Genomic DNA, 15,077 nt, shown 5'->3' on the forward strand with positions numbered 1-15,077 from the left:
GTATTGTGATGATGGTCAATATTATAATTGGAGCTATCATTTTTGGTTATGCAGCATACACGTTAGTTCATTTTGCAAAGAGAAGTAAAAAGGGAAAATGCGCAGCGTGTTCTTTAAATAATTCATGTCAGTCGAAAACTTGTAGTCCGGATATGGAGCAAGTTGCTCATAAAGTGAAACTTTAATCAGTGGGGAGGGCCATTCTCCACTGATTATTAGTTGAACGAATCGGGCGTTTACGGGCAGTTGATCTCCCACCTAAACTTCTTCGCTTCAGCCAAATTTTGAGGTGGGAGTCTTACTGCCCGTTAATGCGGGATAAATAGTAAAAAAGCTTTGCGAATTTCGCAAAGCTTTTTTACTTATTTCTTAATTTTTACAAGTTGTGATGATTCTACACCGTTCTTTCCAGGGAATTCTTTACTTGGATCCTTATCGAATTTTAATACCCCAACAGATTTTTCATCACCTTTTACATTTCCGTAAGTTGCATCATCAACAATTGCGAACATGTCGGCATATGCACGGCCACTTCCGATAATTGTATTGCCTTCGTATTTTAATTTTGCCCCATCAAGTGTAGCATTTTCTACTTTTTCTTTAGCAAATAATACACCTTGTTCTGCTGTTACAGCTGGTAATTTATCAAGTGGTTTTGTGTCATCTTTTTCATTAACTTTGCTAAGTAACTCTTTCTTCACCAGTTCTTCACCAGTTTTCTTATCCATGACAAGAACTTTTTTTCCTTCTAATGTTGTCATTTTCATTTTATAGAAGTCTTTTTCTTTCACTTCTTTTTTATTTTGGTCTGTAATTTTCTGAACTTGTTCTTCTGATCCGTATAGTACAAAGCCGTTCGCTTTTTCTCCTAATAAAGAACAACCTGATAATGCTCCAAGTGAAATTGCTGCTGCTAATCCGATTCCTACTAATTTTTTCATGATGATTTCTCCTTTTATATGTTTTATAGTAAATACATTTTTATATTAGTTCTGAAATGATGAGAAGCTTGTTTGTTGCTTCTGGTATTAGTGTATAAGAAATATTGAAACGTAACTATCGAGTTAGCTTACAGTAACATTACAATAATGTAATTTAGTGAAAGTGCATAAAAATAAGTTAATTCTCACAAGGATTAATGAGAATATATTAGGAATACAATGTTTTATATGGAATGTCATATTATATTGGATGTATTTTGGAAATAACATGTAAGGACATCTTAGTTTTGTTATAATAAACACGTAGGCTGTAAAAATGAATATTCTTTACTGTTAAGGGAGATTTTTCAGTTTTCCAAGTAGTGAATTTGAAATATGAGGTATATCATAGGAGGAATTTGGATGTCTGTATTTAAACGATTACGAGATTTAACAATGTCGAATGTATATTCATTAATTGAAAAAGCGGAAGATCCGGTTAAGATGACGGATCAATATTTACGCGATATGCAAGCAGATGTACAAGAAGCTGAGAAAAGTGTAGCGGCTCAAATTGCACTTGAGAAGAAATTCAAAATATTATTTGAAGAACAAGAAGCACTTGTGAAAAAACGTGAAGAGCAAGCTCATATGGCTGTTCAAGCAAGCAATCTTGATCTTGCGCGTCGTGCTCTTGAAGAAAAACAAAATGCAGAGCAAAAGATGAACGAATATAAAGCAAGCTATGAGCAAAACAAAGCAGCTGCTGATAATCTTCGTCTGAAGCTAGAAGAAATGCGTAAGCAATTAACAGAGCTGAAAAATAAACGTGAAACACTTGTAGCACGTGTAAATGCGGCGAAAGCACAAAAGAATATTAATCAGGCGATGTCTGGATTTGATTCAAACTCAGCAAAAGCTGGTTTAAGCCGTATGGAAGAGAAAGCTCTTCAATTAGAAGCTGAAGCAGAAGCAAGTGGCGAGGTTTATAAAAAAGAAAAGTCATTAGATGATGAATTCGCAAGCTTAAATAAAAATTCTGCTGTTGACGATGAATTAGCTCGTATTATGAAGCAGTATGAGAAATAATATAGAATAGACAAAGAAACCGACATGTCTGAAGAGAATTCATGTCGGTTTTCTATTATTTTTTTAGAGGAGGTTTTGCAATGACATGGACGAATGTAGTAGCCATGCTTGTATGGACTGGAGCGAGTGCAGTACTTTTATTTGCAATTATGTGGGTCGATTCAATTTTTACTAAATACAATGATTTAAAAGAAATAAAGAATGGGAATACAGCTGTAACAACTCGTTTCGTTATGAAATTATTTGCACAAGGGTACATTTTATCCCAATCGATTACGAAAGCAAATGATTTATGGCAAGCGCTACTTGCATCAGCAGTTTCTTTTGTTATTTTGTTAGTGGTAGAAATGTTTATTGAGTTTGTGTTAAAGAAAATAGCTGGCTTAGATTTAGAAGAAGGTACGAAAGAAGGCAGTATTGCACATGCGATGTTGGCCGGATCATTACATATCGTTGGTGCACTTATTTTAGGTGCTTGTTTATAAAGAGAGAAGGAGGGATAAATCGTGAGTTTGTTCAAACGAATTAAAAATATAATGAAGAGCCCAGAGCCACCGAAACCAGAAAAAAGTTTGTTAACGTTAGCTCCTGGCGATATGGTTGAAGTTTCATTAGTCATGTACGAATTAACCGGGAAAACGAGTATGCATTCTCGTAAAGAAATTGTTTTAACACTGCAAGACGGGAAAGATATTCGTTATTTAAAAATTGAAGACCGTGAAAATACGTATTATAAATTATATACACCAATTGATGGTCGTTTAGATTCGATTGATGAAATTCCGACGACAATTGAAATGGATGATACAGAGTATCATATGGAAGAGCAATATAACGGACGTGTCGTTGTGATGGGGAAAACACCATTCTCTGCTTCAGAGGAACAGCATGTATGGGAATTCCAATCAGATAACCGAAAATTATTACGTATTGAATGGCAAAATGGTCGCACAATGATGTATGAGGGAGAAGCAATTATTCCTGCTGATGTACAAATTATAAGAGCAACGTAAGGGGGCGTAATCATGTCAAACCGATTGTTTACCATGATTAAATCGTTCGTGATCCCTATACTTGCTATCGTTACGTTACTTGTTGTTGCTGGATATGCCTTATCAGGTTGTCAAGGCGGAAAGACAAAGTCAATTCAAGACCGTTATCCACTAGAATCTGTCGCAAAAGAAGGTAAACAAGAATCTTACGTGTATAGGGCCGCCAATCGGTCAGTTCCTGAAGTCGCAAAGGAACTCATTAATGAAAGAGAACCGAAGCAAGCATCTAAAGAAGACGAAAATCAAATGTTCCTCGTTTATTCTGATAAGATTTATAACCTGCAAAAGGATAAAGAGAAACCTTCTGATACGTTAATTGAAATAAGTAATAAAGAATTTGTCCGTCAAAATTACCAACCATCCTTCCTGCAAGGATATATTATGGGGAGTATTTTAAACGATATATTCGGTTCACGAAAATCATCATACGGTGATTACCGAGGATATAATGACAGACAAAATCATAAGCCAGTTGTTCCAGAAAGACCACCTACGAAAGAAGAAAAGAAAACCCCGCCTCCAATTACGAAGGAAGGGAAAGGATCTATCATTAAGCGAGGCGATAATGTAGATTCGAAACCTTCCGTAGGAGATACAGGAAGTATTACGAAAAAAGGAAGTAGTACGCCTCCGCCTTCTACTGGAAGCAAAGGTAAAATTACAAAAACACCAGGTGGCTCGAGCGGATCAGATGTGAAGCCGAAATCATCTATTAAAACCCCGCCAAGGAATACATCTCCTCCGAAAACGAGGGTCGGTGGTTCAGGGAAGATTACGAAAAGAAGATAGTTAAAGAGGCCGAAAAGTGGAATTTGCTTTTCGGTCTTTTTTGTTATGGAAATTAATTCCTTGTAGCTAGTACAATTAATGTATAAGGAGGGATTAGTATGACTATGTATAAAAGATTTAGTGTAATTATGTTCCTCGTATTATTTGTAAGCCTACTTATTAGCACAACGATGAAATTTCACTTTGTAGTAGGTATTCTATGGATACTATGTACATGTACTCTTTTTCTGTATGTTCCGCTTCGCTTTCAACAAGAAGTGCCAGCCTTTCAAAAATACGTAGCATGGATTAAGAGAGGAAGAAGATGGGGAGAGTAAAAATATATCAGCGATTATTGAAATATATCGACTTACCGACAAAAACTGACAACAATAGCAACTTCATAATAAGAAGAGGGTGTGCCAAATTGTTGGCACACCCTCTTTATTCATAATGATTAATGAATATCACGCTTCTTAAAGTTACCACCTTTTACTTCTGCTACGTCATAAACTGTAATAAAAGCGTGTGGATCGATTTCATTAATAAGTTCTTTCATTTTACTTTCTTCTAAACGGTTAATTACACAAGAAATTTCTTTGAATTTCTCTCTTGAATAACCACCGTATACTTCGTTGTACGTTGCACTTCGGCCTAAACGATCGCGAATGGTTTCTACCATTAATTCAGGCTCTTTCGTAATGATTTTAAATGCTTTCGAACCACTTAAACCAACTTCAACGATATGAATCACTTTCGAAGCAATAAAGTAAGCAATTGCCGAAAGGATAGCTCCTTGAAGACCGAATACTGTTGATACGAAAATAAATACGAACATGTTTAAGAATAAAATAAGGTCACTTGTTCCAAAAGGTAACTTACGAGAAAGCAATACAGCTAGCATATCGATTCCATCTAATGCGCCGCCGTTACGTAATGCTAGTCCCATACCGAAACCGATGATAATACCACCAACAACTGTAACAAGTAGTGTATCACCTTCAATAATAGCTGGTATTCCGTGCATGACAACGGTACCTATTGCTAATGAAGCAATCCCGATAATAGAATAAATAGCAAAGCTTTTACCGATTTGCTTATATCCTAACCAAACGAAAGGAATGTTAATAACTGCGATTAGAGCTCCTAATGGCAATCCAAATAATCTTGAACTAACGATACTTAAACCAGTCACGCCACCGTCTGATACGTTATTTGGAATTAATACTGCTTCTAATCCGTACGCTGTGATAAATGCCCCAATAATAATCATCAAAGCTTTAGAAGCGATTTTTAGCTTATTGGGCTTGTTTTTGATAATTTTCTCCATGTAATTTCCTCGTTTCAAACTAGTTTCTTATTTGTTACGTCGTTCACACCTAAATTCCATTTTAACATTTAATTTGAAAAAATTCTCCTTTAATGGATGTATGCAGGGAATATTATGACCATAGTATCTTTAAAATATTTTTGAAATGAGTATAAGAAATCCCATCCTTTCAAAGGATGGGAGGCTATTAAGAAATGATAAAACTAAGCACGGATAGCAATAAAGAGAATCCTAAAATGGCTCCGCAAACTTTCATATGACGTTTACGTCCCATCACAACAATTGCGACATATTCACGAATCATTGCATTAGGCCAGTAATAAAATGCAGTTTTTGATCCAATTCCTTGGCTATTAAGCCCTGCTTGTCTTGCATATATACCAGCGCGGAAAAGGTGGAAATTGTTCGTTGTAAAAATACTTCTATACTTACCTTCAGGCTTTAACGAATCCATAATTTCTTTAGAGAACGACATATTTTGATATGTGTTTACAGAGCGATTTTCTTGCACGGTATGTTCAAGCGGAATTCCTTTTTCAACAGCATATTTTTGCATCGCTTCTGCCTCTGGAAGACCTTCATCTGGACCTTGACCACCAGAGAAAATGATTGTTGGTGGTGTATTTACAGCGGCTTGTTTCCAGTAAAAGTCGATTGCTTTATGAATACGACTTGCGAGTAAAGGCGGTACTTTATCATTAATTAAGCCGCTACCAAGAACGATGATGAAATCTTGATTACGCCTTGGTCTGTTGAATTGATATAGAAAATAAGCGCTTAAGAAGTTAGATAAGTGTATAAAGAAATATAAGGTTATAAGAGAAATTCCACCAAAAATAGGTTGCAAATGCGTTGAGAAGAAACTTGCTGGACTTATGAAAAGGAATAATATAGAGAATAAAATACCTAAAGCAGCAATAAGTGTTAAACAGTTAGTAAAACGTCGTCCTTCTCGTTTCATTAAAATTCTCGCATTCAGAAATAGTCCAAACATTAAAGCAACTATAGCAAAAGGTATCATTACAATTAGCGCTAACATGGGAATAATAACGATAAAATGTAAAGAATTACTACCAGACTCATATGAGGCTATAGCGCAAAATAATAGGAATGAACAGAAAAAGGCATTAAATAAAAAGCCGTTTACTATTTTTCGTGGATCCTTTAAGTAAGAGATAAGAAAAATAATAAACAATATAAGAGGGATAATTCCGAAATACATAAATATAGTACACCTCAATTTGTATAATAATTTGACATACCCTTTATATTACATGATTTTATAATTGAAAATGAAAGAAAAAATGATTTTGAATTTTCTCAATAAAACATATGGATACATATGTTACAATGTATGTAAGGCGATATATTAAAAGTAAAATGGTTGAAGAGGCACTCTATGGAGTGTCTTTTCTTTTTGGTATGTAATTGTGCATATTATATTTATTTTCAAGTGAAGAGGATTAAAATATAAGTAATAGGCAGACTTTATAAAGCAGAATTTAATACAAACATTTCCCTCTACTTTTTGTATCTAACAATCGTATAACAATAAACAATTCTGTTTTATAGTGTTTGTTTATGAAGGTGTCTTCTCTAAAGGCACCTTTTTGTTGTTTCATGTAGATACTTTTCACTGTTGGTATAGTGGAAAGTATCTATACTAAACATTAGCAATCTTCCGTATAAATATTATCAATTTACTATATATTCCAGTGGTGTTAACCTACATATGAAAGGCTTTCTTTTTCAAAATATTACCCCTAATAAATTTTTGAAGAAGTCAAATGTCTCCAAAATTGCCATTCATGCTTAGCAAAAAAGAATCCTGCTGGATTCTTTTTTGTGTTCGACAGAATATGACAAATTATATTTGTATAATTTGTTATATTGTTAAATGGTTATTATCGGAAAGAGAAGGAGACTCAAATATGGGATTTAAAAAATTAATTTTAACAGGTGCACTTGTTGCAACTACAGCATTTACTTCAATTGGAACAGCACAAGCAAGTGCAGATTTTAAAGACGTTCCAAACAACCATTGGTCTTATAAAGCGATTATGGATTTAGCAAATAAAAACGTTGTTGCTGGATACGGAAATGGGATTTTTGGATTTGGTGATGATGTAACACGTGAGCAAGTTGCAGCTCTTATGTTCCGTCATTTAAAACCGACAGTAAAAGAACAGTATAACAATCCATATAAAGATGTTACGGATCGTTCAACTATGTTTAAAAAAGAGATTCTTGCTTTAACGGAGATGGGTGTATTCGTTGGAGATAACACAGGGAAATTTAGACCGAAAGATTCGTTAACTCGTGAAGAAATGGCACAAATTTTGACAAGAGGATTCCAATTGCAAATTAGAGGGGATCATAATTTCCCGGATGTAGATAGAAATGGATGGGCGAACCATGCGATTACCGCAATTAAATCAAATTATATTACGGCTGGAACTGGTGATGGTAAATTTGCACCTAAAATGCATGTAAGTCGTGAGCAATATGTTCAATTCTTATATAATGCAACATTACCACTTGAAGAAAGACCAGGAGCAAAACAACCACAACCGAAACCAGAAGTAAAACCTGAAGTGAAGCCAGAAGTAAAGCCTGATCCGAAACGTTTTGCTAATTGTAAAGAAGCAAACGATGCTGGATATTATGATATTACAAGAGACAGCCCGTATTATGGTAAGCATTTAGATCGTGATGGCGATGGAATTGCTTGTGAAAAAAAGAAAAAAGGTAAATAAGAAAAAGCACTCAGACTGAGTGCTTTTTCTTATGGAAGCAAGCTATTTTTGTAGGCGATTCTCATACACTAAAAGTAACGAAATGAAAGTAGGTGACAAAATGCCATCAGTTGTGGAAGGTGTTATTATTGAAAATTGTAACGGAACAATTAACTTAGGTGATAAATATAACGTGCAGCCAATTGAAAAAACGAAAGCTTATAATGGATCGGGATCATCGAATACAGGAATGAAAGTACAAACATTTAGTGGTATTAGTACAGCGGATGTAAGGGATAGCGATGCGAATGATCAGGGAATACAATTTACTTTATAGATAAATATGTAAAATTGCATACAATGATGAACTTGTCCTGTGCTACAATCTAGCTGTGAGCTGTTAATGATTCTTCTGTATTATAGTTGTTAGATTAGAAATATAACATCCTATCAAAAATCATACGTAAAAAAGACACTTCAAACGAAGTGTCTTTTTCATTTTAGTGATACCCTTTAGCAGAGTCTTTATGGATTTTATTTTTAAATATACTGTAGCTCCAAAGTTGATATCCAATAACAATTGGTACCATAACCATCGCCACGAAGAACATAATTTTTAAGTTTAACTGGCTACCCGCTGCGTTATATAACGTTGTGCTGTATGCGTCGTTAATACGTGACGGTAACATTCTTGGGAACATGCCTGCAAAACCAGTCGTCATAAACATTGCGATTGTTAAGCAGACGAATGTGAATGCGAGACCAATTTTATGTTTGTACACCATAATAAGTGCGAGTACACTCATTAACATGGCAAGTACGGGAAGAATGAATAGGACCGGATATTCTGTGAAGTTTTGGAATAAGTTTGTACGATTTGCAGTTGCTACATAGAAAATAGCTAAAATGATAGCAGCAGCCATTGAAAATGGTCTTGCGATTTTATAAGCACGATCAGATACATCACCAGTCGTTTTAATCATAACCCAAAGGGCACCAGATACGACGAATATAGCAGTGAAGAACAGACCTCCTAAAATACCGTAATGATTGAGTAAGCTAAGTAAATTTCCTTCATAGCCATTTTTTCCGATTTGTAATCCGTAATACAGGTTAGCGAACGTAACTCCGAATAAGAAGGCGATTAGGAAACTACCAATTGCAAATGCCCATTTACAAGTTTTTTGCCAAATTGGTGAATCATCTTTATGCATAAATTCAAGTCCAGCAGCACGAGCAAATAGTGCAAGTAATACTAAGAATAACGGTGTATATAGATAACTAAACATATTTGCATACGTAATTGGGAAGGCAGCAAATGTTGCACCACCAGCTGTAATTAACCATACTTCATTACCACCCCAGAAAGGGCCAATTGCTTCTTGTAATTGATTTCGTTCTTGGCGGTCTTTCGTAACGAAAGGAAAAATCATTCCGTTACCAAGTGCATACCCATCAAGAATGAAGTAAACTGTCCAAATTACGCCCCATAAACCGAACCAGATAATTGCGAGCATATCATGAGACATGAGCTGTACCTCCTTCAGTAGCAGGCTCTTCTAATGCAGCAGGGCCTTTTTTCGCGAACTTTAGCATTAAGTATACGTCTGCAATTAAGAGTAGAGTATAGAACAATATTAAACTAATTAATGAGAACCAAATCTGCGGAACAGATATAGGTGATACAGATTCTGCTGTACGCATTAGTTTATAAACTGTCCATGGTTGACGACCTACTTCGGCAACAATCCAACCGGCGTTAATTGCGATATATGGTAGTAAAACAGACCACATTGTAATTTTTAAATAACGTTTTGAGTTTTCTAGTTTTCCTTTTCGGTTTAAGTAGAAGCCATACCAAGTTAATGCCATAAAGAACATACCAAGTGCAACCATTAAGCGGAAACTATAGTACACGAGGTTAACGTTTGGGCGATCTTCTTTCGGGATATCTTTTAAACCAACAATCTCTCCATCAAATGAGTTTGTGTAGAAGAAACTTCCTAACTTTGGAATCGTAAGGAATTCAAAGTTCTTTTCATTTTTTACATCAGGAATTTGAACAATCGAGAATCCTTGTCCTTTTCCAGTTTCCCAAACAGCTTCCATCGCAGCACCTTTAGCTGGTTGATATTTAGCTGCGGATACACCAGACTGATGCCCCATAAACGGTGTAACAGTTGCAGCGAATAAACCTAACAGTAAACCAAATTTGAATGATTTTTTGAAGAACTCCACTTCGTTTTTACGTAATAAATGATAAGCACTAATTGCCATAACGAAGAAAGCACCAACGATATAACAACCAATTACAGTATGGAAGAACATGTTCCAAGCGTATGGATTTGTAACAAGTGCCCAGAAATCATTTAATTCAGCGCGGCCGTTACGTACGACGTAGCCAACCGGATTTTGCATAAAGCCGTTTGCTGTAATAATCCAAAGTGCGGAAATATTTGTTCCAAGTGCAACCATCCACATACAGAAAGCACGGAACTTTGGTGAAATTTTGTCTTTACCGAATAACCATATTCCCATGAAAGTAGATTCTAAGAAGAAGGCAACGAGTGCTTCGATTGCAAGAGGAGATCCGAAAATATCTCCCATATATTTGGAGTACTCAGACCAGTTTGTTCCAAATTGGAATTCCATCGTAATCCCGGTTATAATCCCCATGACGAAATTAATTGTAAATAATTTACCCCAGAAGTTTGCCATTTTGCGATATGTTGGATTCAATGTGCGGGCGTATTGAGTTTCCATACATGCCACTAAAATAACAAGTCCGATTGTCAAAGGTACAAATAAAAAGTGATAAAAAATAGTAATTGCAAATTGAAAACGACTCAGTAACAGAACGTCGGACATAATAAATATTCACTCCTTTTTTACATTATCTACAATTAGTTTATAGTGAAAATAAGAGTGTGGTATGTGAGACTTGTTACAAAGCTGTGTGTATATTTTGAAAGAATTATGTCGGTTATCTAAAAATATATTGCTTTTATAATATTACAATATGCTTTTTGTGTTTTTCATATTTTGGTACACTATGGATGTAGTGTAAATGAGAGAAAAGAGGATTCCTACTATGAAGTCATTAGAAGAGATTATGCAGTACAATGAAAAATTCGTTGAAGAGAAAAAGTATGAAGAGTTTGTAGCAGGGAAATTTCCAAACAAAAAGATGGTTATTATCTCTTGTATGGATACACGTCTTGTTGAACTATTACCGAAAGCGATGAATATGCGTAACGGTGATGTGAAAATTATTAAAGTAGCAGGCGCTGTTATTTCACATCCATTCGGAAGTATTATGCGTAGTATTTTAGTTGCTGTATACGAGCTTGGTGCTGATGAAGTATGTGTAGTTGGTCACCACGATTGCGGTATGGCTAAAATTCAAGCGAGCAGTACAATTGAGAAGATGAAAGAGCGCGGTGTAACAGAAGAAAAATTAGATACACTTCGTTATTCTGGAATCGATTTAGAACAATTCCTGCGTGGCTTCTCTAGTGTAGAAGAAAGCGTAGAACATAGCGTATCAGTACTTCGTAACCATCCGTTACTTCCTGAAGAAGTACCTGTTCACGGTCTTGTTATTAACCCTGACACAGGAAAATTAGATTTAGTTGTGAATGGCTACGACAATTAAGAATTTACTTTGTCATCCTTTTTATCTGGGACAGGATCAAATCCTCCCGGGTGGAAAGGGTGACATTTTAATATACGCTTACATGTAAGCCAAAAACCTTTCAGGGCACCATGTTTTTGAAACGCTTCTAATCCATAATGAGAGCAAGTTGGGTAAAAGCGGCACGTTGGTGGTGTCATTGGAGAAATGAACTTTTGATAAAAGCGTATAATCCCAATAAAAATCTGTTTCATAATGGTCTCCTTTTCAGCATAGTCTTAAAGTATTATAGCACGACTGTACATAATACTTTACTAATGTCGATTTCCGTTATATCATATTGGATATAACGGAATTAAATTAAAAGCGGGAGAGATGTTGTATGCCATCAGTAGAAAGCTTTGAATTAGATCATACGATTGTAAAGGCGCCTTATGTAAGACATTGCGGAGTTCACAATGTAGGTAGTGACGGTATTGTAAATAAATTCGATATTCGTTTCTGCCAACCGAATAAACAAGCAATGAAACCAGATGTTATTCATACGTTAGAACATTTATTAGCATTTAATTTACGTAAATATATTGATCGTTATCCGCATTTCGATATTATCGATATTTCACCAATGGGCTGCCAAACAGGATATTATCTTGTAGTAAGCGGAACACCGACAGTTCGAGAAATCATTGATTTATTAGAACTAACATTAAAAGATGCGGTTCAAATTACAGAAATTCCAGCTGCAAATGAAACGCAGTGTGGTCAAGCGAAGCTTCACGACTTAGAAGGAGCGCAGCGCTTAATGAACTTCTGGTTAAGCCAAGATAAAGATGAACTTGAGAAAGTATTTGGATAGAAAGAAAAACTGCCTGTGAAAGGGCAGTTTTTTTATTGGATTAAGGGCGACTATGTTCTTCTTTTTTATGAAAATATACTAGACACCCTAATATATAAAACAAAGGCAGAACCGAGAAAATAAACAAATGCTTTTGCTTTTTCCTGTTTCTGTATTTCATCAATTCCAAAGTAGAAAGAAAATAATTATAAATGCTAAATTGATTGGAATTTCATTCTACATGTAGCGAAAGTAGTTCGATATTAAAAAGAAGAATATAAGACTAGAAACGAAAAAAAATGGAATACTCATTGATTTTCGTCCGGATTGCAATTCGTTAATTCCTAGAAGAATAAAGGAACAACTGAGAATAAAGTGTACGTATGGGAGAAGTGAAAAATTATCGGTAATAAGGGCATAAGTGCAAAGAGAGAGTCCGAGAAGAGTAATAAGTCCTAAAACAATCCGTAATCCGGTTAGCATTATATAACCTCCTTTTAAATAGACTATTTATCGGAATAGTTCTGAGAAGCTAAGAAATAAAGCGCCAGATCCAGCGAGAAAAGCAAGTATGCCACTAGATTTTCTTTCTTGTTTTATTTCTCCTAGCCCTATAGTGAAAGCCATTAATCCTAAGAAAATGAACATATACGGCATCATTTCTCTATTACCAGTAAAATATCCGTATATTGTTATACATAATGCAATGAGTGCAAAAGTAATCTGTAATCCTTTTAGCATATATATTCCCCCTGTTATTTTATATAGCTAATAATGAGGAAAATCCAAATAAATCCGGTTCCTGAATCTTTTTCTTTATTTGTTTAAGGGTAGTAAAGCTTCTAATAGAAATTGTGAAAGTAGTAGAAAGGTATGTTGACCTGCCAGTAAATTAATACTGAATATGATGTGGGCTAAAATAAGTAGTATACGAAGCGTATTATGAATTCTTCTTGCTGTTTTTTGTATAAGGGTTATCTTCTGGTTTATCAACAGAATGTTTATAAGCGTAGCCTTTGTTAATCGTCATGACGGAGAGTACTAGTATGACTAGGACGATGATAATACCGATAATTAATATTTTCAGCATGAAATCCCTCCTTTTCTTTATTTTACATAATTTTGTATTTGATGAAAACAATAGAAATTAAAAGGATGAAAGAAGGGTGTTACATGGAGACGAAAAAAACATATTATATATCAATAGGAAACGGTCAAATTTCACAAGTGAAGACGGCGGATACGTATAATTTTGAGATTGCCGCAAGTGATGAGGAAATTACGGAGTTAAGAGAGTACTTTGATCAAGCGTATGCAGAAGATTTAGGCTCATTTGTACGTTCTCACGTTCCATTTGTTGAGTATCATCACGATTCAAATAATGACCGATATGATGAACAACTACAAAAAGCATATAAAATGATTTACGATTTAGGAAATCATGAGACGAAAGAATTAGTCGCGCAAATGGGAATAATCAATGGATTATAATTGGATAATATTATGCAGAAAAGCGAGAATATGCTACAATTTGTGGTAGGAAAAACTTGTAACCATCAATAGGGGAGTAATGGCATGTACAAATTTAAAGATTATTACCACAACACTGTACAATTATCGTTTGAACGTTATCCATTTTCTCCTGAGCCAAAGCATGTTTGGGTTGTATGCCGGTACGGGGATCAATGGTTATTAACGCATCATTTACGTCGCGGTCTTGAATTTCCAGGTGGTAAAGTGGAACTCGGGGAAACACCGGAAGAAGCGGCAGTTCGAGAGGTTCATGAAGAAACCGGCGGCATAGTTTCTGATTTAACTTACTTAGGACAATATAAAGTATCTGGAAAAGACAAAATAATCATTAAAAACATTTATTTTGCAACAATTAGTGCGGTAGAAGAACATACGCATTACGAAGAAACGAAAGGATCTGTTTTATTAACAGAAATTCCTGACAACATTAAAACGGATAGAAAATTTAGCTTTATAATGCGCGACGATGTATTGGCGCGTACGATGAAACATATAGAAGAAATCGGCTGTTTTACGAAGTAAAGTGGCCGGTTTCTTTTTTTGTGTAAGAACAAATGTAAATATATCTTTATATTATTTTGGGTATATTATACAATTTTGTAAAGATATATTTACATTTTAGGAGGGGAAAGATGGATAAGGGAAAGGAAACGACTGTTACTATTTCAATGGTTAAATTAAATATCTATGCATTTCTTATAATATTTGTTTTGGCATTTGGAATTAGTTTTTTGCATGCATTTCTTTCAGGCGGGGTTCAATTGGAATTTACGTTACCAACTACATTTCTTTTTATTATCGCAATGCTTGTTCTCATTTGTATTCATGAAGCGATACATTTAATTGGGTTTCGCTATATCGGAGGTGTGCCGTGGAGTGAATTAAAATGGGGCGTCAATTGGAAATTGGGTGTTGCATATGCTCATTCTAAACAGGCAATCACAGTAAAGCAAATGAAGAAAGTGTTAATGCTGCCGTTTTTACCAACTGGAATTTTGCCAATTGTAATTGGGTTAGCTACGAATGTGCAATCCATCTCATTTTTAGGAGTTCTACTAACAGCAGGTTGTATCGGTGACATAGCCCTATATCGAAAAGTTTCAAAGTTTCCAGACGATGCGATAGTGAAAGATCATCCGAGTAAACCACAGTTTACAGTATATGAATCATAAAGGAAGAGG

General features: G+C 35.2%; 21 protein-coding genes and 1 pseudogene. 13 read left to right on the plus strand and 9 right to left on the minus strand.

The annotated features are described in order from the left end of the window. Nucleotides 1-8 precede the first annotated feature (8 nt). On the plus strand, nt 9-185 hold the full coding sequence (locus AC3WTI_RS14750) for a FeoB-associated Cys-rich membrane protein (RefSeq protein WP_087958428.1): 177 nt from the start codon (nt 9-11) through the stop codon (nt 183-185). A gap of 177 nt (nt 186-362) precedes the next feature. Here AC3WTI_RS14750 and AC3WTI_RS14755 read toward each other — a convergent pair whose 3' ends face one another. Beyond that, nucleotides 363-941: a lipoprotein BA_5634 family protein gene (locus AC3WTI_RS14755; RefSeq protein ID WP_097841559.1), complete on the minus strand. Its 579-nt coding sequence runs from the start codon at nt 939-941 to the stop codon at nt 363-365. Nucleotides 942-1,343: 402 nt separating this feature from the next. On the opposite strand from AC3WTI_RS14755, the gene AC3WTI_RS14760 reads away from it, so the two are divergent. From AC3WTI_RS14760 to AC3WTI_RS14780, 5 genes are all read left to right on the plus strand, one after another. Next, nucleotides 1,344-2,009, plus strand: a complete 666-nt coding sequence (locus tag AC3WTI_RS14760; RefSeq protein ID WP_000110287.1) for a PspA/IM30 family protein — start codon at nt 1,344-1,346, stop codon at nt 2,007-2,009. A gap of 80 nt (nt 2,010-2,089) precedes the next feature. After that, on the plus strand, nt 2,090-2,494 hold the full coding sequence (locus AC3WTI_RS14765; RefSeq protein ID WP_087958430.1) for a DUF350 domain-containing protein: 405 nt from the start codon (nt 2,090-2,092) through the stop codon (nt 2,492-2,494). A 21-nt stretch (nt 2,495-2,515) separates the two neighbouring features. Next, on the plus strand, nt 2,516-3,022 hold the full coding sequence (locus AC3WTI_RS14770) for a DUF4178 domain-containing protein (protein WP_087958431.1): 507 nt from the start codon (nt 2,516-2,518) through the stop codon (nt 3,020-3,022). Between the two features lie 12 nt (nt 3,023-3,034). Next, on the plus strand, nt 3,035-3,850 hold the full coding sequence (locus AC3WTI_RS14775) for a DUF4247 domain-containing protein (protein WP_097841560.1): 816 nt from the start codon (nt 3,035-3,037) through the stop codon (nt 3,848-3,850). A 98-nt stretch (nt 3,851-3,948) separates the two neighbouring features. Further along, nucleotides 3,949-4,167 (plus strand): hypothetical protein, encoded by a 219-nt coding sequence (locus AC3WTI_RS14780; protein ID WP_087958433.1) that lies wholly within the window; start codon nt 3,949-3,951, stop codon nt 4,165-4,167. Nucleotides 4,168-4,286: 119 nt separating this feature from the next. Here the strand turns inward: AC3WTI_RS14780 and AC3WTI_RS14785 are convergent, their stop codons facing one another. Next, complete coding sequence (locus tag AC3WTI_RS14785) at nt 4,287-5,159, minus strand: YitT family protein (protein ID WP_000411240.1); 873 nt, start codon at nt 5,157-5,159, stop codon at nt 4,287-4,289. A gap of 187 nt (nt 5,160-5,346) precedes the next feature. Then, nucleotides 5,347-6,381 (minus strand): YdcF family protein, encoded by a 1,035-nt coding sequence (locus AC3WTI_RS14790; RefSeq protein ID WP_087958434.1) that lies wholly within the window; start codon nt 6,379-6,381, stop codon nt 5,347-5,349. Nucleotides 6,382-7,090: 709 nt separating this feature from the next. Here AC3WTI_RS14790 and AC3WTI_RS14795 point away from each other — a divergent pair. Together AC3WTI_RS14795 and AC3WTI_RS14800 are read left to right on the plus strand one after the other, a co-directional pair. Next, nucleotides 7,091-7,915 carry an S-layer homology domain-containing protein gene (locus AC3WTI_RS14795; protein WP_087958435.1) on the plus strand — a complete coding sequence of 275 codons (825 nt, stop codon included), beginning with the start codon at nt 7,091-7,093 and terminating at the stop codon, nt 7,913-7,915. An 82-nt stretch (nt 7,916-7,997) separates the two neighbouring features. Continuing rightward, nucleotides 7,998-8,231 carry a spore germination protein gene (locus AC3WTI_RS14800; protein ID WP_142286658.1) on the plus strand — a complete coding sequence of 78 codons (234 nt, stop codon included), beginning with the start codon at nt 7,998-8,000 and terminating at the stop codon, nt 8,229-8,231. Nucleotides 8,232-8,394: 163 nt separating this feature from the next. Here the strand turns inward: AC3WTI_RS14800 and cydB are convergent, their stop codons facing one another. Both cydB and cydA read right to left on the minus strand, forming a co-directional pair. Then, nucleotides 8,395-9,423 carry a cytochrome d ubiquinol oxidase subunit II gene (gene cydB / locus AC3WTI_RS14805; RefSeq protein ID WP_097841561.1) on the minus strand — a complete coding sequence of 343 codons (1,029 nt, stop codon included), beginning with the start codon at nt 9,421-9,423 and terminating at the stop codon, nt 8,395-8,397. Continuing rightward, nucleotides 9,413-10,762, minus strand: coding sequence for a cytochrome ubiquinol oxidase subunit I (cydA, locus tag AC3WTI_RS14810; RefSeq protein ID WP_061677535.1), 1,350 nt, complete (start codon nt 10,760-10,762; stop codon nt 9,413-9,415). Before cydA ends, cydB begins: the two co-directional genes overlap by 11 nt. A gap of 223 nt (nt 10,763-10,985) precedes the next feature. Here cydA and AC3WTI_RS14815 point away from each other — a divergent pair, with 223 nt between their 5' ends. After that, nucleotides 10,986-11,549: a beta-class carbonic anhydrase gene (locus AC3WTI_RS14815; protein ID WP_087958437.1), complete on the plus strand. Its 564-nt coding sequence runs from the start codon at nt 10,986-10,988 to the stop codon at nt 11,547-11,549. Here the strand turns inward: AC3WTI_RS14815 and yidD are convergent. Then, a complete protein-coding gene (gene yidD, locus AC3WTI_RS14820) occupies nt 11,546-11,782 on the minus strand; it encodes a membrane protein insertion efficiency factor YidD (protein ID WP_000809334.1) in 237 nt (78 codons plus the stop codon). The two genes, AC3WTI_RS14815 and yidD, sit on opposite strands and share 4 nt — an antisense overlap. A 128-nt stretch (nt 11,783-11,910) precedes the next feature. Between yidD and luxS the strand changes: the two genes are divergently transcribed. Continuing rightward, nucleotides 11,911-12,384, plus strand: coding sequence for an S-ribosylhomocysteine lyase LuxS (gene luxS, locus AC3WTI_RS14825; RefSeq protein WP_001141371.1), 474 nt, complete (start codon nt 11,911-11,913; stop codon nt 12,382-12,384). Nucleotides 12,385-12,449: 65 nt separating this feature from the next. Here the strand turns inward: luxS and AC3WTI_RS14830 are convergent. From AC3WTI_RS14830 to ytzI, 3 genes and pseudogenes are all read right to left on the minus strand, one after another. Further along, nucleotides 12,450-12,554 (minus strand): annotated as a pseudogene (locus AC3WTI_RS14830) (DUF3953 domain-containing protein); the annotation flags it as partial. Between the two features lie 319 nt (nt 12,555-12,873). After that, on the minus strand, nt 12,874-13,104 hold the full coding sequence (locus AC3WTI_RS14835; protein ID WP_087958438.1) for a YczI family protein: 231 nt from the start codon (nt 13,102-13,104) through the stop codon (nt 12,874-12,876). A gap of 199 nt (nt 13,105-13,303) precedes the next feature. Further along, complete coding sequence (ytzI, locus tag AC3WTI_RS14840) at nt 13,304-13,453, minus strand: YtzI protein (protein ID WP_000912935.1); 150 nt, start codon at nt 13,451-13,453, stop codon at nt 13,304-13,306. Between the two features lie 83 nt (nt 13,454-13,536). On the opposite strand from ytzI, the gene AC3WTI_RS14845 reads away from it, so the two are divergent. The 3 genes from AC3WTI_RS14845 (at nt 13,537) to AC3WTI_RS14855 (ending at nt 15,068) form a co-directional block, all read left to right on the plus strand. Beyond that, nucleotides 13,537-13,854 carry an HAD family hydrolase gene (locus AC3WTI_RS14845; RefSeq protein WP_087958439.1) on the plus strand — a complete coding sequence of 106 codons (318 nt, stop codon included), beginning with the start codon at nt 13,537-13,539 and terminating at the stop codon, nt 13,852-13,854. Between the two features lie 84 nt (nt 13,855-13,938). After that, a complete protein-coding gene (gene mutTA / locus AC3WTI_RS14850; protein WP_048529549.1) occupies nt 13,939-14,418 on the plus strand; it encodes an antimutator 8-oxo-(dGTP/GTP)ase in 480 nt (159 codons plus the stop codon). 110 nt (nt 14,419-14,528) lie between these two features. Further along, entirely contained in the window at nt 14,529-15,068 is a 540-nt protein-coding gene (locus AC3WTI_RS14855) for a DUF3267 domain-containing protein (protein ID WP_087958440.1), read from the plus strand. Nucleotides 15,069-15,077 lie beyond the last annotated feature (9 nt).

This window comes from Bacillus sp. EB106-02-03-XG38 (assembly GCF_058792175.1).